Consider the following 19,029-nt stretch of genomic DNA (forward strand, 5'->3'; position numbering starts at 1 on the left):
CCGTCTGAAAACGTGCGGCGGTGTTTTCAGACGGCCTTTGAAAAAGTTTATCCGGCAGGCGGTTCGGTTTTTGTGCCTTGGCGCACAATCCATTCGGCCAGCGGCGGATAGGACAGGCGGCGGTCGAACAGGCGGTGCAGGGCGTGTTGTGCGCCGCTCTCGGGCGCAGGGGTTTCACACAGACGGCCGATGGCGGCGGCGCAGGCTTCGGCATCGCCCGAAGGGTAGTGCGCGGTCGGCAGCAGGGCAAGGACGTTGCGCACTTCGTCGCCCGTTTGGCTGTTGAGCACGGGCTTGCCCAGCAGCAGATAGTCGGATAGTTTATTGGTGATGCTCTGCATGGCGTGGCCGTGAATCGGATTGACCGCAATGTCGCAGCCCTTGGCCAAGGTGATGGCGGCATCATAGGGCAGCATACCGTGAAACACAATGCGGCTGCCGGCAAAGCGGTGGCGCAGCGCGGTTTCCTGCGGGCCGCCGCCGATAATGTGCAGTTCGATGTCCGCACCGCCCTCTGCCGCCATCTGCACGGCGCGGCAGACGGTGGCCAAATCGTAGCTGTGGCTGAGTGTGCCCAGATAAAACAGGCGTGTGCGCGGAGTGTCGAAGCGGTGCGGGGCAATCTGTGCGATGCGCCCGCCATCGGCACCGATATACGCCGTTATCGCGGGTACATCGGGATTGGCGGCGCGCGCCCGTGCCAGATAAGTGTGCGAAACGGCGGCCAGCGCATCGGCGGCACGGTAGGCCGCATCGGCGCGGCGGGCAAAGGGCAGCAGGCGCGGCGGCAGTTTTTTGATGAAGGGGGCAACGGCGGAAAACGATTCCGGCCATACGTCCTGCACATCGATAATCAGTTTGTAGCCCACGCGCGCTTTATGCCGTCCCAATAGCAGGTTGGTTGCCATCAGCGGATAGGCGGAATACACCACATCGACCTCTCCCGCCTGCCAGCGGCCGACTTCGCGCGCCAGTTCGCGGACAAAGCGGCGGTGGCTGAACACGCGCGCCAAGGATACATTGCGCCGGTAGCCCGTTTCGTCCAACAGTTCGATATTCAGACGGCCTACCCGGCCGCCGCTGCCGCTGCGGAAGGTTTTGTCGTGGTGGCGGAAGCGGCTGGTAATCAGCGTAACCTCATGTTCTTGGCTTAAATATTCTGCCAGATAGAGAAAACGGTTGAAATAAGCCTCGCCCGGCAGCGAGCAAAACGGGGCGACAATGACCATATTCATGCGCGGCTGCCCAAACGGTAGGCCGCCATCGTGGCTTCGTACACTGCATCGTCGCTGCATAAATCCCGTACCCGCGCATTCAGCGCGCGGCCGAAGCGGGCGCGTAAATCGGCATCGCACACCAGCCCGGCCAGCGCGGCGGCGAAGGCATCGTCATCATGCGGCGTCAGGCAGCGGCCGGTGATGCCGTCTTCCACCATTTCGGCGATACCGGCGGCATCGTAGGTGGCCACGGCCGTCTGAAAAACGCCCGCTTCCAAAATATTGTTGCCCACCCCCGCGCCTTCGTCGCCGGTACAGGACAAGGTGTTGAGCAGAATATCGGTGTCGGCGAAAAAGCGGTTCAAATCGCGTACCGCGCCGAGAAAAACGACTTTGTCCGCCACGCCCAGACGGCCGGCCAGACGGCGCAGGGCGGCTTCTTCGCTGCCCGTGCCCGCAATTTGCAGCCGCACGTTCAAACCTTGGCGCACCAGTCGGGCAAACAGTTCGATGCTGCGGTCCACCGCACGCATTTTATCCAGCCGCGACAGGGTGGCGAGCATCACGAAACCGCTCGGGGTTTTCGGCAAAACCGGTTCGGACAGGGGCGGCAGAGCGTTGTAGGTAAAGGCGGTGCGCGCAGAGGGGAAGCCGTGGCGGATTAATTTGTGCTGTTCGTGGCGGCAGTTGCCGACGGCGTAAACGCCCAAGTGTTTGAACAGGGGGACGATTTTCGGGTAAGTATCGGCGTTCAGGCCGCGCGCATGGTAAAACACGCGGCTGTGCGGCGAGACGAGACGTGCCGCCAGCACGCAGCCGGGTACCACGCGCGCCATCTGGCAGTGCACAATATCCGGCCGTTCGCGGCGGAATATTTTTGCCACAGCCGCAATGCCGCGCAGATAGGCGGTTTTGCCGCCGTAAAAATCGGCAGGATACCAACGGATGCCCGCCGTTTCGGCTTCGGCGCGCAACGGGCCGTCCGAAGCGGCCAGAAGCACATCGTGCCCGCGCTGCACCAGCAGGCGGCCGAGGCGTAGGGTGGCCGTTTCCGTGCCGCCCAAGCCGCCGAGTGAAGTAATCAGGGCGATTTTCATCGTGGTTTTCCGCAAACGCCGTCAAAAACCCGCCATTATACGCGGGTCGGCAGACAAACGGCAGGGGGTGACCGACCGTTTTGGCGGGGGCTTTTCGGCTGAGGCAGGGGAAATGTAGGCCGGATACTCTGTATCCGAAGCGGTGGGATTTTGCCAAATTTTTAAAAATCCCACCTTGTAATATATTATTTCAACACACAATTTGCGATCAATTTATCAAATTGGCGGACATCAATCCCTTTTTAATAATTCAATTTTAATGTGTCCTGCTCTTGTCCATAATTCAACCTCAGCAGTAAAATCTAAAAAACCGCCTGCATTTTCAGTTGACCACATATTGATGTTGGTATAAGGCAAAGAATAAATTTCTACTTTTTTGCCGCGTAATCCTTGCACATCACGCACAATCAAACGGCGATCAGTAAAAATAGCACTATCTCGCACAGTTTTATACGCTTTAACTGCAATTTCACCGTCGACTAATAAATCCATTACATCTTCCGGGATAGCAATTTCTTCGTGAAATACCCAAGTCAGCATCGGTTTTCATTCTAAGATCATTTTATTTTCCTTATATTTAATGAAATATATTTAGTGAAATATAAAAGGCAGAGCATTACTCTCTCTGCCTGATTATTTTCATAAAATGCTTTTTTCGCTCATTGTTCCGACACGGATTGGTAGGATAAGGCGTGTCGGACGATCTACGGTGGGCGGGGGAATGGCAGTACGGCAGGCGGGGCAGCGGGGATTCGGAATCATGCCGGTACCGCAGTTGCTCCGTCAATTTTTGTGCCGTAACGGATTCGGGCGGGTTTCAGGCCGTCTGAAATGCTGTCAGACAGTATCAATCAAATATCCACTTCGGCCTTGTCGCCCTCGGCTTCCATCCAGGCGCGGCGGCTGGCGGCTTCGCCTTTGCCCATCAGCTTCACGAAAATGCCGTGGGTTTCTTCAAGCGCACCGTCGGGAATCCGCACTTGCAGCAGGCGGCGGGTGTCGGGGTGCATGGTGGTGTCTTTGAGCTGGTCGGGATTCATCTCGCCCAAGCCTTTGAAACGGCTGATGGAATATTTGTTTTCAGACAGGCCTTCGTTGTGCAGGCGGTCTAAAATGCCGTCCAACTCGCCTTGGTCGAGTGCGTAGAGTTTGCGCGCGGGTTTGCTTTTGCCCTGCGCATTCACGTCCACGCGGAACAGCGGCGGCTGCGCCACATAAATATGGCCGTCTGAAACCAGTTTGGGGAAATGGCGGTAGAACAGGGTGAGCAGCAGTACTTGGATATGCGAACCGTCGACGTCGGCATCGGACAAAATGGCGATTTTGCCGTAGCGCAGGCCGCTTAAATCGGGGCTGTCGTTCACGCCGTGGGGATCGACGCCGATGGCGACGGAAATATCGTGGATTTCGGTGTTGCCGAACAATTGGTCGGGGTGCACTTCAAAACTGTTCAACACTTTGCCGCGCAGGGGCAGAATGGCTTGGGTGGCTTTGTCGCGCGCCAGTTTGGCCGAACCGCCGGCCGAGTCGCCCTCTACTAAAAACAACTCGTTTTCGCGGATGTCTTCGCTTTCGCAGTCGGTGAGTTTGCCGGGTAAAACGGCTACGCCGCTGCCTTTTTTCTTTTCGATCTTCTTCACCGAACGCATCCGCGCCTGTGCCTGTTTGATGGCCAGTTCGGCGATTTTTTTGCCCGCTTCGATATTGTGGTTGAGCCACAATTCGATTGGGTCGCCCGACACGGCGGCCACCAGTTTGAGCGCGTCGCGGTTGGTGAGTTTGTCTTTGGTTTGGCCTTGGAACTGCGGGTCGAGCACGCGGGCGGACAATACGAAGGCCACGCGCGTGAATACGTCGTCGCTTTGGATTTTCACGCCGCGCGGCAAAAGGTTGTGGTGGTTGATGAAGTTGCTGACCGCGCCGAACACGGCCTGTTTCAGCCCCGCTTCGTGGGTGCCGCCCAGCGGGGTGGGAATCAGGTTGACATAGCTCTCGCTGCTGCACGCGCCGTCTTCCAGCCAGGTGAGTGCAAACGCCGCGCCTTCTCCGGCGGCGAAATCGCCTTCGTGGCCGTCTGAAATATAGTTTTCCGAAGCAAACACCGGCACGGCTTCCTGCGCTTCGCTGATTAAATCCTGCAGATAGCTTTTCAGGCCGTTCGGATAATGCCAGGTTTGTGTTTGCGGCGCGTCTTGGCCTTTTACGGGACGGGTGAGTGACACGGTAACGCCCGGCAGCAGCACGGCTTTGGCGCGCAGCAGGCGTTCCAGTTCGGCAATGCTGTAATTCGGGCTTTCGAAATATTTGCCGTCCGGCCACACGCGCACTTCGGTGCCGGAATCTTTCACCGCGCATTTGCCGGTTTCGCTCAAAGGTTCGGCCACATCGCCGCCCGCAAACGCGATGCGGTGGATTCTGCCTTCGCGTTTGACCGTTACTTCCAAACGGGTGGAAAGCGCGTTGGTTACCGATACGCCCACACCGTGCAGGCCGCCTGAAAAGGCATACGCGCTGCCGCCGTCTTTTTTGTTGAATTTTCCGCCCGCGTGTAAGCGGGTAAACACCAGTTCCACCACCGGTACGTTTTCCTGCGGGTGCAGGCCTACCGGAATGCCGCGGCCGTTGTCGCGCACCGACAGCGAACCGTCGGCGTGGATTTCCACGTCAATCCGCGTAGCAAAGCCGCCGAGTGCTTCGTCGGCGGCATTGTCGATGACTTCCTGACAGATGTGGGTGGGGCTGTCGGTGCGGGTATACATGCCCGGCCGCTCTTTGACCGGCTCCAAGCCTTTGAGGACGGTGATGCTGGATTCGCTGTATCGGGGTGTGGTCATGGTAAAAGGCAAGGCCGTCTGAAAACGGCCTATGATAGCAGAAATCGGCGGCCGGTGCGGCGGCGGCGGGTTTGAACAGTGCCGAAACTGCGTTTTCCGTCAATCAGGGTAAAAATACGGCGGCTGGCAATAAAATGCCGTTCGATAATGAAAACCGGCCTCTTTCAACCTGTTTCGAGCGGTGCGCTGGTTTTTATAGGAAAGGCAAATGAGCCGTTGCCATTCGGGAATGGTATGGCTGCTGAACGCACGCTGCCGGTTTTGTGATTGGCTGCAATAGTTGACGGCTTCGCGCATCATGTACGACAACATAATGGCGGTATGGATACAGCCGGTCAGTGTCACAAGGTCTCGGTGGTAGGCGATGCGCCGGCTGAAATACCGACGCAATAGCGGCGAAGATTGGTTTTTCAGTTCGTGGATATTCAGACCGGTACCGGCATTTTCCCAACCGTTTTGACGTGCGACGGCGCGGGCCAACTCGTCCAAATTGACTTTATAGGCCAAACTGCCGCCCATCCGATTCCGGTTGGTTTCGATCAGGTTCAGTGTATACAGCCTGTTTTTGCATGTTCCCTGTTCGCGTTTGGTCAGGCCGGTTTCGGCTTCCCATTCGGCGGCAGTTTTATAGATCCAACCGCCGTTTTCCGCCGTATGCGTGCCGACGCGTGTCCAGTAAATCAGTTGGGACAACATCACGGCCGTTTTCAGGGAGCCGGTCAGGTCTACCAGAGAGCGGTAAACGGCAATAGTCCGCCCGCCCTGTAATGCCTGCCAGCACTTGGCCAGTCCGGCATTGAAGGATTGTGGTTCGGGCAGGTTCAGGGATTCGCCCATAAGCGGATTACCATACGGTTTTGTTGAGATAGGCAGAACTCAATTCGGCCAAGCGTTTCAGGCTGTAACGGCAGTGCCGGGTGGCCGGACTCCCATACCGGCCGGATTCCGCCAAGCCGAATGACTGCAGGGCAAGCAGGGCACTGTCCTGTTCGCGGCGGCTCAAGTGGCTGTGTTCGAATACCTCTTGTGTCGGCATAGGAACCCACTCGGAAAAATCTCCCCATTCGGATAATGCTTGATGCCGGCATTTCGATTGCAGCAAGGCAAGCCATAAAATAGCCGTAAAAGGGAGACCGAGATAACTCAATACTTTGATGTGCAGGCGGTTTAAGGTAATAGGCGGAGCAGTTACCGCAGAAACCGACAAATCACTGTGTTCCGTTATCAGCTTTTCCAGCAGCGAATCGTTTAACGTGAACAGGGAACCGGTAGGGAATACGGTTCTCCGGTTCAGCAGTAACTGACGCTGCATTAAATCTTCACGGACGGAACGCCATTGTTTGGCCGACAGTCCCAAATCCTCCCAAATAATGTGATCGTTCAACGGCTGCCATTCTCCGGGCAGGCATTTTTGTGAAAAATAGCTGACGAAATAGCCCAATTTGACGCTTTTGAGGGCTTCTGCATATTGTTTGACATAGCTGACGGGTTCGTCCCATAAAGCAGTCAAAGCAGCCAGTTCGTGTTGGGGTGTCTGTCCGCTCCATAAAGTCGGGGCACATATTTCCCGTATGGGGAAATCGTGAACGGCGGCCATGGTATTCATGGGCGGCTTCCTTTCAGTTGTTCGTTGACTATGGTATAGAGCTGGCCGAGTTCGAAATCCGGATAATGTTGCAGCAGAATTTTGTAACGCTCCAAGTCATTATCGGCGGCAATGTTCTGCCAGTCGGTGCCGATGGCGAGACGGATACCGAAATCAGGCATACGTTTGCGGCCTTTGCCGACCGGCATGGACAGGGCCAGGCGCAGGCGTTTGATGTCTTCGATGTCAATCAGGCTGCACAGCGACAAAATCTGCTGGTTGCTGGCTTGATGGCGTATCAGCCATTCCGTATCGGCCAGTTGTGTGCGGTAGCGTTTTTCCTGATACTGCAGGGACGATACCGAGCTTTGGAGGCCGTTGAGATCGATGGTGATATGGACGCAGCCTGCGCAGTGTGCGGAAAGCTCTGCCAGCTGCTCGGGAGAAAGCTGCCTGATCGACTCAAATACCCGGCTAAATTTCCCCAGTACCAAGGCATTATAGGAAGCCTCTTCCGGAGAGTTGGGGGCGCAGGCCAAATTCGATAAGGCAAGCTGCACGGTTGCAGCTTCCAACCGGAACAGGCGGTACATCGGGGTCAGCGGTTTGTCCGGCAGCTTAAGCATGATGCGCTTTCTCCTGTGCGAGTTGTTTGATCAGGCGGACAGTCTGCAAAATATGGTCAATGATTTGGGCGAATTCGCTGTAACGGGTATCGGTCTGCCATGCCAGTACCCGGCTGACGAGATTCGATTTGTCGCCGATGCCGATATTGCTGTATTCATCCATTTTGTCGGGATCCTGATAGGCAATCTGTAATTTGGATGATGCCGGCAGGCTTAAAATCGGATTGGCCGCACCGCTTCCCGGGTCATACAGCCATTCTTCCTGGCCGCTCAATTTGGCCAGATAGGTAAAGACATTGCCGGCTTCCGGGTGCAGTGCATCGACGACAAAATAGACGTTTTCCGGTTTGCGGATATTTTCAAATGCCGGATACTCGACATAGAAGCCGTAGCTGAAACCTTGGTGGGACCGGAAGCAGTCTGACAGCTGCACCATACCCAGTCAGCGTTTGACCAGCTTGTGCAGGCGTTTTTGAAGTTCTTGGAGACTGCTGCCGCAGTTGTCTTCAACTTGCGGCTTCAAAGGCGGTTCGACCGCCAATGAAGCCGTTCCTGCCGGACGTTCCGGCATGTCCGAATCTGCATCGTGCAGATGCGCAGATTCAGGCTGCTCTGCGGTTTCAGCCTGCCTGCCGTGCATGGCCGGACGTTTTTCAGACGGCCTTTTTTAAGCCTGAAATCTGTTTTTCATAAAATCCACCGTGACGGCTGTGGCCGAATACGCCCGCGCGGGCGGCAAGGGCGGCATCGCCCCCCCGCAAAGCTGAAACTGACGGCTCTGCTGCTGATGCTGGCCGGTTCGGGCAGTGTGTTTGCCGATGAGACAGTACCGCCTGATGCGGCGGTGGTGCATACCGTAGACAGCGTTCAAATCAAGCACACCGATCCTGCCAAAAGCATCACTTTATCGGCAGACGGCCTGGATAATGCCGATAACCGCATCAGACGGCTTGCCGCAGGCGAGCAGGCAACCGATGCCGTCAACCTCGCCCAGCTCCAAGCGGTAGAAGCCAAAGCCGACCGTACCGGTTATGTCCATGTCAATACCGGCGATGTCAATCAGGCAGAGGGCAACGAACAGACCAACGAAGGCACCATCGATGCCAAAGGCGGCGCACGCGCATTGGGTGCAGTCGCGGCCGGAAAAGCGGCGAAGGCCTACGGCAAATACGGTATTTCTATCGGTGAGGAAGCGCGGGCCGGCGACAGGGGCAGAGGAAGTGCTGCTGCTGCGGCAGATCTGGGCAAACATGCTATTGCCATCGGCTATAAGGCCAATGCGTATAACGTATCCAACTCGTCGCCTGACCTGCCCAATGCCGCAGCGGGTATTGCCATCGGTGCCAATGCGGTTGCCTCGCAAAATGCCGTACATATCGGCAATGTAACCAATACACGGGCAATCCAGTCGGAAGGAAAATGGCAGTACAACAACCGGCGCGGTTCGACCACTGTCGGAGCCGAATCGTATAACGGTGCCGTATTGGGCAGCATTTTCGGCAGCGGCAGCAAAATTACCGCCGGAGAAGCCGAAGTGGGCAGTTTCGAGATCTTCGGCAGAAGAATTCCCGGTGTGCGTACGCAGGGAACGGCCAGCACGGTGGTCGGCGCATACAATACGGTGATTGCTAACAATAAGGATAAAGAGTGGGACGGCGTGGCCAACCATATTTCCGGTGCGGCCAATAAAATTACCGACAGTAACGGCGCGCTGATTGTCGGATCGGGCAACCAGATCAACAATGCCTATCGGGACGAGCAGTTTACGATGGGAGATGCTTCGGCCATCGTGGCAGGTAATCTTGATGTTTTGCGCGATAAAGAACTGGGTTCGGTCGGCATTATCGGCGGCGGCAATCTGGCCGAAAACGTTATCCGCTCCCAAGTCATCGGTGTGGGCAATACGCTCAAAGGCAGTTAGAGTAGATCGGATTCTTGAATCCGACATGACGTTTATGGATATTTAAAAGATGTGTATCAGCGTTTTTCCGGCCGTCTGTTTTGGAAGAAATCCTGCAATTGGCGGCGGCAGGCTTCGGCTTCGATGCCGCCGAAGACGGCGGTATGGCGGTTCAGACGGCCTTCGGCAAACAGATTGATGACGCTGCCGGCCGCGCCGGTTCTCGGTTCGGCCGCACCGTATATCACACGGCGCACCCGGGCCTGAATCAGTGCGCTGCTGCACATGGCGCACGGTTCGAGCGTGATGTACACGTCGCAGCCGTCGAGACGGTAGTTGCCCAGTGCGGCACCGGCGGCGGCAAGGGCGCGGATTTCGGCATGGGCGCTGATGTCGCGGCGGGTAATGGATTGATTGTGTGCGGCGGCGATGATGCGGCCGTTTTGCACCACAACGGCACCCACCGGAATTTCGCCTGCTGTTGCGGCGGCTGCGGCCTGTTCGAGCGCGTGGCGCATATGGCGGGCGGCTTCGGCATCACCGGGCGGCAGGGCAACCGGCGGGTGGCGGCGGACTTCGTCCAGCAGCCGCTGTTTGTCGGCTTGGGTCAGGCTGTCGGCGGTGATGCCGTCTGTTTCGGCGGCCAGCTGCCAGAGAATGCTGCGGGTAAAGGTGCAGCCTGAGGCTTTGAGCAGTAAAAAAGTATGCACCGCACCGGCCGCCTGCAAATCTTGGCGGCTGCGGATGCCGATGCGGTGCAGGGCAGCCAGCGTGGAGGGGGCGAAAGTGGTTTGGAAGGGCATGGGCGGCGCGGGGAAAAAGGCTTATTATAGCGGTGTTGCCGAGCCTTCGGCGGCTGTTTGTCATGAAAATTCTGTTGAGGGAAAGGAAAAACGATGTTTCCGGCTTTGATGATTACCCGCGATCCCGATTACCGTGCCGCATGGACGCAGCTGGCGGAAAGTGATTTGCCCGAGGGGGAGGTGGACGTGCGTGTCCGCTATTCGTCGCTCAACTATAAAGATGCGCTGGCACTGACCGGAAAAGGGCCGGTGGTGCGTACGTTTCCGCTGGTGGCGGGCATTGATTTTGCAGGAGAGGTGCTGGCCGACAGCAGCGGCCGTTTTGCACCCGGCGATGAAGTGATTTTGAACGGCTGGGGTGCGGGCGAGCGTTATTGGGGCGGTTTGGCTGCACGCGCGCGGGTGCCTGCCGCATGGCTGGTGAAGAAGCCCGGAGGTCTGAATCTGCGCGATACAATGGCATTGGGTACGGCCGGTTATACCGCCGCACTGGCTGTCGGTGCATTGCAGCGCAACGGTGTGCGGCCGCAGGATGGAGAGATTGTGGTGAGCGGTGCCAACGGCGGCGTGGGCGGTTTTGCACTGGCGCTGTTGGCGGCCTTGGGTTATCGGAGCGTTGCACTGACCCGCCGCACGCAGGAAACCGATTATCTGTGCCGGGTATTGGGTGCGGCGGATGTGATGGACGCAGCCGAATATGCGCAGGCGGGCAAGCCTTTGTCCGGCGAGCGTTGGGCGGGCGGTATCGACAGTTTGGGCAGCCATACGCTGGCCAATATCTGCGCGGCCACCCGTTACGGCGGTACGGTGGCTGCCTGCGGATTGGCGCAGGGCATGGATTTTCCCGCGACCGTTGCGCCGTTTATCCTGCGCGGTGTGCAGCTGGCCGGTATCGACAGCGTGATGCGGCCGCTGCAGGTGCGCGAGCAGGCGTGGCAGATGCTGGCACAATGCTTGGGCGGATCGCCCGTGCTGGGCCAAGCGGCACGCACGATTGCGCCGGATGAAGTATTGCCTGCCGCCGAAGCGATGATGGCGGGGCGTTTGCAGGGGCGTGTGGTGGTGGATATGGGGTGATATTCTTGACCGCAGCATTCAAGGCCGTCTGAAAACAGCTGGAAGCGTTTTCAGACGGCCTTTTGAGTTTGATGTCTTTGAGGGTTTAAAGGCGGTGGAGGGATTTCAAAATCTGACACATTACATTGATGACGTTTTCATTTGCGATATGCCGTGAATATCCAGCCTGCGTTTTTCTATGTAGGTCGGATTCTTGAATCCGACGTTGAATCGCATCGGCATGGGTTTGGGGCGGATACGAATATCCGGCCCACGGCCTATTTGCGGCGGCATGGCGGCGGATATAGGGTACGCGTCATGAAAGGCCGTCTGAAAGTAGGTCGGATATTGATATCCGGCATATTGACTTTCAGACGGCCTTTTGCTGTGCGTCAAAAGATTAAACGGTTTAATCCGTTTTTTCTTTTTCTGCTTTGGCAGACCAGTAGGAAGCAAGCAGCGATCCGGAAATATTGTGCCAGACGCTGAAAACGGCGCCGGGAACGGCGGCCAGCGGTGTGAAATACGCGGCGGCCAAGGCCGCGCCCAAGCCGGAATTCTGCATACCGACTTCGATAGCCAGCGTTTTTTGTGCGTCATAGGTCAGTTTGAACAGTTTGGCGGTCAGAAAGCCGATCAGGCAGCCGATGAGGTTGTGCAGCACCACCACGCCGAAAATCATCAGGCCGCTTTCGGCGATTCTGCCTTTGCTCGCACCCACCACCGCGCCGATAATCAGTACGATGGCTGTTACGGAAACCAAAGGCAGGATGTTTTCGGCGGCTTCGGTCTGTCTGCGGAAAAAGGTATGCGCGGCCACACCGAGCAGAATCGGCAGCAAAACCATTTTGACAATCGACCAAAACATGGCCGAAGCCGGAATATCCAGCCATTGATTGGCCAGCAGGTAGAAAACGGCCGGTGTGAGCACGGGCGCGAGCAGGGTGGAGACGGAGGTAACGGCCACCGACAAGGCCACATTGCCGCGTGCCAGATAGGTGATGACATTGGAGGCCGTGCCGCCCGGGCAGGAGCCGACGAGAATCACACCGACGGCGATTTCGGGCGGCAGGCGGAACAGGACGGCCAGAGCATAGGCGGTCAGCGGCATAATCACAAATTGGGCGGCCACGCCGATGATGACGGCTTTGGGCCGGCGGCTGATGATGTTAAAGTCGGCGGGCGAAAGCGTCAGTCCCATGCCGAACATAATCACGCCCAGCAGCCAAGGGATATGGGGCAAAACCCATTGGAAAGCGGCAGGTGCGAGATAGGCAGTCAGGGCAAAGATGAAAGCCCACAGGGCAAAGGTGTTGCCGATAAAGCGGCTCAATCGGGCGATGGCGTTCATGGTGGTCGGCCTGTGCAGGTTTTCAGAGAAAAAGAAAGTTCAGCCGCGTTTCTGCCGCCACATCATATAGTCGCGCAGCGGCGGGACGGGCGGGTTGAGGCAGTGTTCGCAAACGCCGGTGGTGTCTTCGTCGTCGAAATCTTCGGTGTGCAGTGCGTCCGGATCAAAGCGCACCTGCTGTAAAACGGCTTGCGCCAAGGCCTGCGCCTGTACGGCATCGAAAGAGAAAGCGGCCAAGATTTCATCGAGCAGCGCGTTTTCGGCATCACTCAATTTCGGCCGCTGTCCCGCAATCAATTCGGCATAGGCGGGGTCGGATATTTTTTGTTCGGTCAGGGACATGGCGGTTCGGGTTGATGGAAAAAACGGCATCTTAACAGTTTGCTGCTGCCGGTACACTTGAATTTTCTTCAACGGAAGAAAAGCCGCCGCAAGCGGTGATGCGGTGGTGGAACGGGAAGCGGCGGTTGATGCCTGTACGGACGGGAAAAAGAGACGGAAACCGTCTCTTTTTTGAGATGAAGCATTTGTTACCCGAACCGGCAGGGAACGTTTTCAGACGGCCTCAGCCGTTTTTCTGCTTTTCCAGTGCGGCTTTGATAAATGCGCTGAACAGCGGGTGGCCGTTGCGCGGGGTGGAGGTGAATTCGGGGTGGAACTGGCAGGCGAAGAACCACGGGTGCACTTCGGCGGGCAGTTCGACGGTTTCCACCAGACGCTCCTGTCCGGCAGACACGCCGCCGATAACCAGACCGGCCTGTTCGAGTTGTGGCAGGTAATGGTTATTGACTTCGTAGCGGTGGCGGTGGCGTTCGCGGATTTCGGTGCTGCCGTAGATGGCGGCTGCCAGCGAACCGGCTTTCAGTTCGACTGCCTGTGCACCCAAGCGCATGGTACCGCCCAAGTCTGCACCGGCATCGCGTTTTTCCACGCTGCCGTCTGCCGTCTGCCATTCGTCGATCAGGCCGACGACGGGGTGCGGGGTTTTCAGGTCGAACTCGGTGGAATTGGCTTCGTTGAGACCGGCTTTGTCGCGTGCGTATTCAATCAGCGCAATCTGCATACCCAGACAAATGCCCAGATAGGGGACTTTGTTTTCGCGCGCATAGCGCACGGCCGCGATTTTGCCTTCCACGCCGCGCACGCCGAAACCGCCCGGCACCAACACCGCGTCCATACCGGCCAACACAGAGACATCGCCGCCGTTTTTTTCAATCGCTTCGCTGTCGATATAGGTAATATCGACCTGGGTGTCGTTGCGGATACCGGCGTGGCGCAGGGCTTCGGTAAGCGATTTGTAGGATTCGGTCAGATCGACATATTTGCCGACCATACCGATTTTGACCGTATATTTCGGGTTTTTAACCGCATAAACGATTTTTTTCCATTCGGTCAGATCTGCCTGGCGCACATTGAGTTGGAGCTGTTCGGTGATGATGGTGTCGATGCCCTGGTGATGCAGCATTTCGGGGATTTCGTAAATGCTTTCGGCATCGTAGCTGCCGACCACGGCGCGCTCTTCCACATTGCAGAAGAGGGCGATTTTTCGCCGTTCGTCTTCCGGCATCGGACGGTCCATGCGGCAGATCAGAATATCGGGCTGAATACCGATGCTGCGCATTTCTTTGACGGAATGCTGGGTGGGTTTGGTTTTGATTTCGCCGGCCGCAGCAATGTAGGGTACATAGCTCAAATGGGCAAACAGGGTGTTGCTGCGTCCCAGCTGGCTGCGCATCTGGCGTATGGCTTCGAGAAACGGCAGCGATTCGATGTCGCCCACAGTGCCGCCGATTTCGACAATCGCTACATCGGATCCTGCCGCGCCCTCGTGGATACGGCGTTTGATTTCGTCGGTGATGTGGGGGATAACCTGAACCGTGCCGCCCAGATAGTCGCCGCGCCGCTCTTTGGCAATCACATTTTCATAGACCTGCCCCGCGCTGAAACTGTTGCGGCGGCTCAGTGTGGCATTGATAAAGCGTTCGTAGTGGCCCAAGTCCAGATCGGTTTCCGCGCCGTCGTCGGTCACAAACACTTCGCCGTGCTGGAACGGACTCATGGTACCCGGGTCAACGTTGATATAGGGGTCGAGTTTGAGCATGGTCACGTTCAGGCCGCGCGATTCCAGAATGGCGGCAATGGAAGCGGCGGCGATGCCTTTACCCAGAGAAGACACAACGCCGCCGGTTACGAAAATGAATTTGGTCATGATGTTCGGCTCATCAGTTGGAATCGCTAATTTTAGCCAAAGCACGGGGTTTCTGCAACTGTACGGCAGGGGCGGAAAGGCCGTCTGAAAACGGAAAACGGGGGGATTGTGAAACCGGCGGTATCTGTTTTCAGACGGCCCGATTCGGAAAGGAAGGGGTCAGCGGACGCAGTTTTCCAGCCAGATTTTCTTCTGGTGGCTGTTGAGCATTTGGAAAAATTGGTGTTGGAGACCCAATTCGATTAAATCGAACTGGATATTGTTGCTGTAACGTTCGGCCAGATAGCGGCGGACGAGACTTTCTTCAAATTCGGGGCTGTTGAGAATGCGCATCAGATTGTTGCGGCGGGATTGGGTGTTGCGCGCGTTTTGGCGGGTGGCATTGTCGACTGCAACCCGGTATTCGCTGCGGATTTTGCGCAATTCGTTCTGCTGGCTCCGGCTGAGTTTGAGCTGGCGGAAATCGCAGTTGGGCGAGATGCCGAGCGGTTCGGCTGCCTGTGCCGGTTTGGGCCAGCCTGCCAGCGCGCCGAATGACAAGGCCGCAGCCAGAAAGATTCGGTAAGAAGAGAGTAAGAAATGCACGCGCGACCCCTAAACGGATTCCCTGCAAATTTTCGGATATTAAATTGAACTTCTGCCAAGCGCAGTATTTTATCTGTAAACCTTTGTAAAGCAAAATGGCGCAGTGTGCGGCAGCGGGCGGGTTTGTGGTAGATTGCGGCGGAGTGTTCCGTGAGCCCGGGAGGCCGTATGAATCTTTACCGTATTGCGCCGAGTATTTTGGCTGCCGATTGTGCCCGTTTGGGGGAGGAGGTGTCCGCCGTGGCGGCGGCAGGTGCCGATTTGATTCATTTTGATGTGATGGACAACCATTATGTGCCGAATTTGACTTTCGGGCCGATGGTGTGCGCCGCCATCAAGCCCTATGCCGCCGTGCCTGTGGACGTACATCTGATGGTGGAGCCGGTGGACGATTTGATTGTGTCGTTTGCCAAAGCCGGTGCCGACATCATCACCTTCCACCCCGAAGCCAGCCGCCATATCGACCGCAGTTTGGCCTTAATCCGCGATCAGGGCTGTCAGGCGGGGCTGGTGCTCAACCCAGCCACGCCGCCGGAAATCATCGGCCATGTGCTCGACCGTTTGGATATGGTGCTGCTGATGTCGGTCAATCCCGGATTCGGCGGCCAGCGTTTTATCCCGCATACTTTGGAAAAAATCCGTCAAACCCGTGCGCTGCTCGACCGGTATCAGGCGCAGAACGGGCGGCGCATCGCTTTGGAAGTGGACGGCGGCATCAATGCGGACAATATTGCCGATGTGGCGGCGGCCGGTGCCGATACGTTTGTGGCCGGATCGGCGGTTTTCGGCGCGGACGATTATGCGCAGGCCATCGGCGGGATGCGCCGCCGTTTGGCCGAAGTGCCGCGGGCCGGTTGAGAAACGGGTTTTGCTTTGCATAGAACACATGCCGGAAATCATTCCGGCATTTTTGTTTTTCTGCTTGGGGTTCAGTTGGTTTGACTGCCGGTACGGAGGCCGTCTGAAAATAGTCGGTTAAGGGCGGGTTTGTGGCTGTTTCAGACGGCCTTTTATGCAGGGGATAACAGCAGAGGGGTTTTTAGCAGCATTTGTTTTGAGGATAGTCGGGTGTTGTCGGATATAAATATCCGACCTACGGTTTGCAGTGGTTCGGATTCTCGGATTGTAGTAGGTCGGATTCTCGAATCCGACAACCGGCTGTTTCGGGTTTATCCGTTTTCTTCGTCGCCGTAATATTTCACACCGATTTTAATCGGCGGACGGCCTTGCGATTTGCGGTGGTGGTTGGTGTCGCGCAGGGAGTAGGCGCAGCCGCAGTATTCCTGTTGGTAGAAATGTTCGCGTTTGCTGATTTCGATCATGCGCGCGCTGCCGCCGCCTTTGCGCCAGTTGAAGTCCCAATACACCACATCGTCGTACGGGGCGGCGGCGCGGTGGCCGCAGTCGTTGATCTGGTTCATGTTTTTCCAGCGCGAGATGCCCAGCGAGCTGGTGAGCACGGGAAAGCCGTGTTCGTGGGCATAGAGGGCGGCGCGCTCGAAGCGCATGTCGAAACACATGGTGCAGCGGCGGCCGCGTTCGGGGTCCATTTCCATGCCTTTGGCGCGTTCGAACCAGTTATCGACATCGTAGTCGGCATCGATAAAGGGAATGCCGTGTTTTTCGGCAAAGGCGATGTTTTCGTTTTTGCGGATTTCGTATTCTTTTTTCGGGTGGATATTGGGGTTGTAAAAGAAGATGGTGTAGTCGATGCCGGAGGCGAGCATGGCTTCCATCACTTCGCCCGAGCAGGGGGCGCAGCAGGAGTGCAGCAGCACTTTTTTGTGGCCGTTCGGCGGAGTGAGGATGGGGCGGTCGATGGGGGTAACTTCGGCTGTGTGCGGTGTTTCGGGTTTCATGGTTCGGTTTTATGGTGTTGTTTTGCTATGGGAAACGGCAAAGGCCGTCTGAAAGCGGCGATTGTAGCAGAATGCGCCTTGCGGCTCATCTGTTTGTTGCGGCTTCGTCGTCCAGCTGTTTGAGCCATGCCAGTTTTTCGCCGATTTTGATTTCCAGTCCGCGTGGTACGGGGCGGTAAAAGTCGGGTTCGGGCAGGCCGTCGGGCATATAGGTTTCGCCTGCTGCGTAGGCGTGCGGTTCGTTGTGGGCGTAGCGGTATTCGCGGCCGTAGCCCAGCTCTTTCATCATTTTGGTGGGGGCGTTGCGCAGGTGGACGGGGACTTCGTCGCTGCCGTGTTGTCTGACAAAATCGCGCATTTGGTTGTAGGCGTTGTAGCCCGCGTTGGATTTGGCGGCGGCGGCCAGATAGAGTACGGCCTGTGCCAGCGCGAGTTCGCCTTCGGGCGAGCCGAGCCGCTCGAAGGTTTGTGCGGCTTCGTTGGCAATGGTGAGTGCGCGCGGGTCGGCCAGGCCGATGTCTTCCCACGCCATGCGCACGATGCGGCGGGCGAGATAGCGCGGGTCGGCCCCGCCGTCGAGCATGCGGCAGAACCAGTACAGTGCGGCATTTGGGTGTGAACCGCGTACGGATTTGTGCAGGGCGGAAATCTGGTTGTAGAAACTTTCGCCGCCCTTGTCGAAACGGCGGATCTGGCTGCCGAGGCTGTCGGCCAAAAAGGCGGCATCGAGTTCGGCAATGCCGCGCGTGGCGGCGGCGCGCAGCAACTGTTCCAACAGATTCAGCAGACGGCGCGCATCGCCGTCGGCCGTCTGAATCAGCAGTCCGCGTGCTTCGCTGTCGATGCCGAAACCTTGATATTCGGGCAGCGCCAGAGCTTTATCCGTCAGTGCCTGCAAATCCGGTTCGGTTAAGGCCTGCAACACATAAACCTGCGCGCGGCTGAGCAGGGCGGGATTGACTTCGAACGACGGGTTTTCGGTGGTGGCGCCGATAAAGGTCAGCAGGCCGCTTTCCACGTGCGGCAGAAATGCGTCCTGTTGGGCTTTGTTGAAGCGGTGGACTTCGTCGACAAACAGAATGGTCGCGCGCCCCTGCTGTAAGGCGGTTTCGGCTTTGGCAATGGCTTCGCGGATTTCTTTTACGCCCGAAAACACGGCCGATACGGGCAGAAACTGGGTGTGGAAACTCTGCGCCAAGATACGTGCCAAGGTGGTTTTGCCCACGCCCGGCGGCCCCCACAGCAGCATGGAATGCGGCTTGCCGCTTTCCACCGCCGTGCGCAGCGGTTTGCCTGCACTGATTAAGTGCCGCTGGCCGATAACGTCGTCAAGCGATTGCGGGCGCAGGCGTTCGGCCAGCGGGGCATCGGGTTGGCGGGCAAATAAGTCGTTCATGAAGCGGCCGTCTGAAAAAAGAGCAATTATAACGCAGCGGGACGGCAGTTTGCGGTACAATAACGGCGCTTTGTCCGGCCGCTGTCTGCGGTGCGGGTTATTTTTTGATGAGAGAAGATGCAAATGAAAAAAGTATGGTTCGGAGCCGCTGCGGCGGTGGCGTTATTGGCCGGTTGCGCGGGCGGCGGTCTGGATACGGGCAGCGCGGCGGGCATGGGTTCTTCGCTGGTAAAAATGGCGGTGGACAATCAGTGCCGCACTGAATTGAACAGCCGCAACGAATGGCGTTTGATTGCTTTGGCGATGACGGCGGAAAAACAGCAGGAGTGGGAAAACAAAATCTGCGGCTGTGCCAGCGAAGAAGTGCCCAACCAACTGACGGCACAGGAAGTGGTTCAGGCAGTCAATCCGGCGACCCGTTCGCAGGTGATTGCCGGTGTAACGGCCAAAACCGTTACTGCCTGTGTGAAGCGTCTATACAAATAAACGGTACACCGTTTTCAGACGGCAT

General features: G+C 57.2%; 20 protein-coding genes. 4 read left to right on the forward strand and 16 right to left on the reverse strand.

The features are described from left to right. Positions 1-47 precede the first annotated feature (47 nt). The 9 genes from ORY85_RS01760 to ORY85_RS01800 form a co-directional block, all read right to left on the reverse strand. The gene (locus ORY85_RS01760; RefSeq protein WP_274572452.1) at positions 48-1,235 is read right to left on the reverse strand and encodes a glycosyltransferase; all 1,188 of its coding nucleotides are present in this window, start codon (positions 1,233-1,235) and stop codon (positions 48-50) included. Further along, positions 1,232-2,314 (reverse strand): glycosyltransferase, encoded by a 1,083-nt coding sequence (locus ORY85_RS01765; RefSeq protein WP_274572453.1) that lies wholly within the window; start codon positions 2,312-2,314, stop codon positions 1,232-1,234. Before ORY85_RS01765 ends, ORY85_RS01760 begins: the two co-directional genes overlap by 4 nt. 231 nt (positions 2,315-2,545) lie before the next feature. Further along, on the reverse strand, positions 2,546-2,854 hold the full coding sequence (locus ORY85_RS01770; protein ID WP_274572454.1) for a PH domain-containing protein: 309 nt from the start codon (positions 2,852-2,854) through the stop codon (positions 2,546-2,548). 311 nt (positions 2,855-3,165) lie between these two features. Then, positions 3,166-5,148 carry a DNA topoisomerase IV subunit B gene (locus ORY85_RS01775; protein ID WP_274572455.1) on the reverse strand — a complete coding sequence of 661 codons (1,983 nt, stop codon included), beginning with the start codon at positions 5,146-5,148 and terminating at the stop codon, positions 3,166-3,168. A gap of 99 nt (positions 5,149-5,247) precedes the next feature. Further along, the gene (locus ORY85_RS01780; RefSeq protein WP_274572456.1) at positions 5,248-5,985 is read right to left on the reverse strand and encodes a hypothetical protein; all 738 of its coding nucleotides are present in this window, start codon (positions 5,983-5,985) and stop codon (positions 5,248-5,250) included. 7 nt (positions 5,986-5,992) lie between these two features. Then, the gene (locus tag ORY85_RS01785) at positions 5,993-6,754 is read right to left on the reverse strand and encodes a hypothetical protein (RefSeq protein WP_274572457.1); all 762 of its coding nucleotides are present in this window, start codon (positions 6,752-6,754) and stop codon (positions 5,993-5,995) included. Then, the gene (locus ORY85_RS01790; RefSeq protein WP_274572458.1) at positions 6,751-7,359 is read right to left on the reverse strand and encodes a hypothetical protein; all 609 of its coding nucleotides are present in this window, start codon (positions 7,357-7,359) and stop codon (positions 6,751-6,753) included. Before ORY85_RS01790 ends, ORY85_RS01785 begins: the two co-directional genes overlap by 4 nt. Then, positions 7,352-7,795 carry a hypothetical protein gene (locus ORY85_RS01795; RefSeq protein WP_274572459.1) on the reverse strand — a complete coding sequence of 148 codons (444 nt, stop codon included), beginning with the start codon at positions 7,793-7,795 and terminating at the stop codon, positions 7,352-7,354. The genes ORY85_RS01790 and ORY85_RS01795 overlap by 8 nt, the downstream gene beginning before the upstream one ends. Before the next feature lie 6 nt (positions 7,796-7,801). Then, the gene (locus ORY85_RS01800; protein ID WP_274572460.1) at positions 7,802-7,930 is read right to left on the reverse strand and encodes a hypothetical protein; all 129 of its coding nucleotides are present in this window, start codon (positions 7,928-7,930) and stop codon (positions 7,802-7,804) included. Between the two features lie 216 nt (positions 7,931-8,146). Here ORY85_RS01800 and ORY85_RS01805 point away from each other — a divergent pair, with 216 nt between their 5' ends. After that, positions 8,147-9,280: a hypothetical protein gene (locus tag ORY85_RS01805; RefSeq protein WP_338578216.1), complete on the forward strand. Its 1,134-nt coding sequence runs from the start codon at positions 8,147-8,149 to the stop codon at positions 9,278-9,280. Positions 9,281-9,336: 56 nt separating this feature from the next. On the opposite strand, the gene tadA is transcribed toward ORY85_RS01805, so the two are convergent. Continuing rightward, on the reverse strand, positions 9,337-10,062 hold the full coding sequence (gene tadA / locus ORY85_RS01810) for a tRNA adenosine(34) deaminase TadA (RefSeq protein WP_274572384.1): 726 nt from the start codon (positions 10,060-10,062) through the stop codon (positions 9,337-9,339). A 93-nt stretch (positions 10,063-10,155) separates the two neighbouring features. On the opposite strand from tadA, the gene ORY85_RS01815 reads away from it, so the two are divergent. Next, positions 10,156-11,139, forward strand: coding sequence for an MDR family oxidoreductase (locus ORY85_RS01815; protein WP_274572383.1), 984 nt, complete (start codon positions 10,156-10,158; stop codon positions 11,137-11,139). Positions 11,140-11,527: 388 nt separating this feature from the next. Here the strand turns inward: ORY85_RS01815 and ORY85_RS01820 are convergent, their stop codons facing one another. The 4 genes from ORY85_RS01820 to ORY85_RS01835 form a co-directional block, all read right to left on the reverse strand. Next, on the reverse strand, positions 11,528-12,469 hold the full coding sequence (locus ORY85_RS01820; RefSeq protein ID WP_274572382.1) for a bile acid:sodium symporter family protein: 942 nt from the start codon (positions 12,467-12,469) through the stop codon (positions 11,528-11,530). Positions 12,470-12,508: 39 nt separating this feature from the next. After that, the gene (locus ORY85_RS01825; protein ID WP_338578217.1) at positions 12,509-12,811 is read right to left on the reverse strand and encodes a hypothetical protein; all 303 of its coding nucleotides are present in this window, start codon (positions 12,809-12,811) and stop codon (positions 12,509-12,511) included. A 223-nt stretch (positions 12,812-13,034) separates the two neighbouring features. Beyond that, complete coding sequence (locus tag ORY85_RS01830) at positions 13,035-14,678, reverse strand: CTP synthase (RefSeq protein WP_274572381.1); 1,644 nt, start codon at positions 14,676-14,678, stop codon at positions 13,035-13,037. Between the two features lie 159 nt (positions 14,679-14,837). After that, the gene (locus tag ORY85_RS01835; RefSeq protein WP_274572380.1) at positions 14,838-15,263 is read right to left on the reverse strand and encodes a Spy/CpxP family protein refolding chaperone; all 426 of its coding nucleotides are present in this window, start codon (positions 15,261-15,263) and stop codon (positions 14,838-14,840) included. A gap of 168 nt (positions 15,264-15,431) precedes the next feature. Between ORY85_RS01835 and rpe the strand changes: the two genes are divergently transcribed. Next, positions 15,432-16,121, forward strand: a complete 690-nt coding sequence (gene rpe, locus ORY85_RS01840) for a ribulose-phosphate 3-epimerase (RefSeq protein ID WP_274572379.1) — start codon at positions 15,432-15,434, stop codon at positions 16,119-16,121. Between the two features lie 311 nt (positions 16,122-16,432). On the opposite strand, the gene ORY85_RS01845 is transcribed toward rpe, so the two are convergent. Continuing rightward, positions 16,433-17,122 carry an epoxyqueuosine reductase QueH gene (locus ORY85_RS01845; RefSeq protein WP_274572378.1) on the reverse strand — a complete coding sequence of 230 codons (690 nt, stop codon included), beginning with the start codon at positions 17,120-17,122 and terminating at the stop codon, positions 16,433-16,435. A gap of 85 nt (positions 17,123-17,207) precedes the next feature. Beyond that, a complete protein-coding gene (locus ORY85_RS01850; RefSeq protein WP_274572377.1) occupies positions 17,208-18,518 on the reverse strand; it encodes a replication-associated recombination protein A in 1,311 nt (436 codons plus the stop codon). A gap of 117 nt (positions 18,519-18,635) precedes the next feature. Between ORY85_RS01850 and ORY85_RS01855 the strand changes: the two genes are divergently transcribed. Then, positions 18,636-19,004, forward strand: coding sequence for a hypothetical protein (locus ORY85_RS01855; RefSeq protein WP_405030334.1), 369 nt, complete (start codon positions 18,636-18,638; stop codon positions 19,002-19,004). The last annotated feature ends 25 nt before the right edge of the window (positions 19,005-19,029 follow it).

This window comes from Neisseria leonii (assembly GCF_028776105.2).
GTDB classification, from domain to species: domain Bacteria; phylum Pseudomonadota; class Gammaproteobacteria; order Burkholderiales; family Neisseriaceae; genus Neisseria; species Neisseria leonii.

Bases quoted from the DNA above. Each gene is read 5' to 3' on its own strand.
- ORY85_RS01795 (WP_274572459.1), bottom strand. From the start codon at position 7,795: ATGGTGCAGCTGTCAGACTGCTTCCGGTCCCACCAAGGTTTCAGCTAC.
- ORY85_RS01825 (WP_338578217.1), bottom strand. From the start codon at position 12,811: ATGTCCCTGACCGAACAAAAAATATCCGACCCCGCCTATGCCGAATTG.
- ORY85_RS01775 (WP_274572455.1), bottom strand. From the start codon at position 5,148: ATGACCACACCCCGATACAGCGAATCCAGCATCACCGTCCTCAAAGGC.
- ORY85_RS01845 (WP_274572378.1), bottom strand. From the start codon at position 17,122: ATGAAACCCGAAACACCGCACACAGCCGAAGTTACCCCCATCGACCGC.
- ORY85_RS01805 (WP_338578216.1), top strand. From the start codon at position 8,147: ATGCTGGCCGGTTCGGGCAGTGTGTTTGCCGATGAGACAGTACCGCCT.
- ORY85_RS01765 (WP_274572453.1), bottom strand. From the start codon at position 2,314: ATGAAAATCGCCCTGATTACTTCACTCGGCGGCTTGGGCGGCACGGAA.
- ORY85_RS01855 (WP_405030334.1), top strand. From the start codon at position 18,636: ATGCAAATGAAAAAAGTATGGTTCGGAGCCGCTGCGGCGGTGGCGTTA.
- tadA (WP_274572384.1), bottom strand. From the start codon at position 10,062: ATGCCCTTCCAAACCACTTTCGCCCCCTCCACGCTGGCTGCCCTGCAC.
- ORY85_RS01785 (WP_274572457.1), bottom strand. From the start codon at position 6,754: ATGAATACCATGGCCGCCGTTCACGATTTCCCCATACGGGAAATATGT.
- ORY85_RS01800 (WP_274572460.1), bottom strand. From the start codon at position 7,930: ATGCCGGAACGTCCGGCAGGAACGGCTTCATTGGCGGTCGAACCGCCT.
- ORY85_RS01760 (WP_274572452.1), bottom strand. From the start codon at position 1,235: ATGAATATGGTCATTGTCGCCCCGTTTTGCTCGCTGCCGGGCGAGGCT.
- ORY85_RS01780 (WP_274572456.1), bottom strand. From the start codon at position 5,985: ATGGGCGAATCCCTGAACCTGCCCGAACCACAATCCTTCAATGCCGGA.
- ORY85_RS01820 (WP_274572382.1), bottom strand. From the start codon at position 12,469: ATGAACGCCATCGCCCGATTGAGCCGCTTTATCGGCAACACCTTTGCC.
- ORY85_RS01815 (WP_274572383.1), top strand. From the start codon at position 10,156: ATGTTTCCGGCTTTGATGATTACCCGCGATCCCGATTACCGTGCCGCA.
- ORY85_RS01850 (WP_274572377.1), bottom strand. From the start codon at position 18,518: ATGAACGACTTATTTGCCCGCCAACCCGATGCCCCGCTGGCCGAACGC.
- ORY85_RS01830 (WP_274572381.1), bottom strand. From the start codon at position 14,678: ATGACCAAATTCATTTTCGTAACCGGCGGCGTTGTGTCTTCTCTGGGT.
- rpe (WP_274572379.1), top strand. From the start codon at position 15,432: ATGAATCTTTACCGTATTGCGCCGAGTATTTTGGCTGCCGATTGTGCC.
- ORY85_RS01770 (WP_274572454.1), bottom strand. From the start codon at position 2,854: ATGCTGACTTGGGTATTTCACGAAGAAATTGCTATCCCGGAAGATGTA.
- ORY85_RS01790 (WP_274572458.1), bottom strand. From the start codon at position 7,359: ATGCTTAAGCTGCCGGACAAACCGCTGACCCCGATGTACCGCCTGTTC.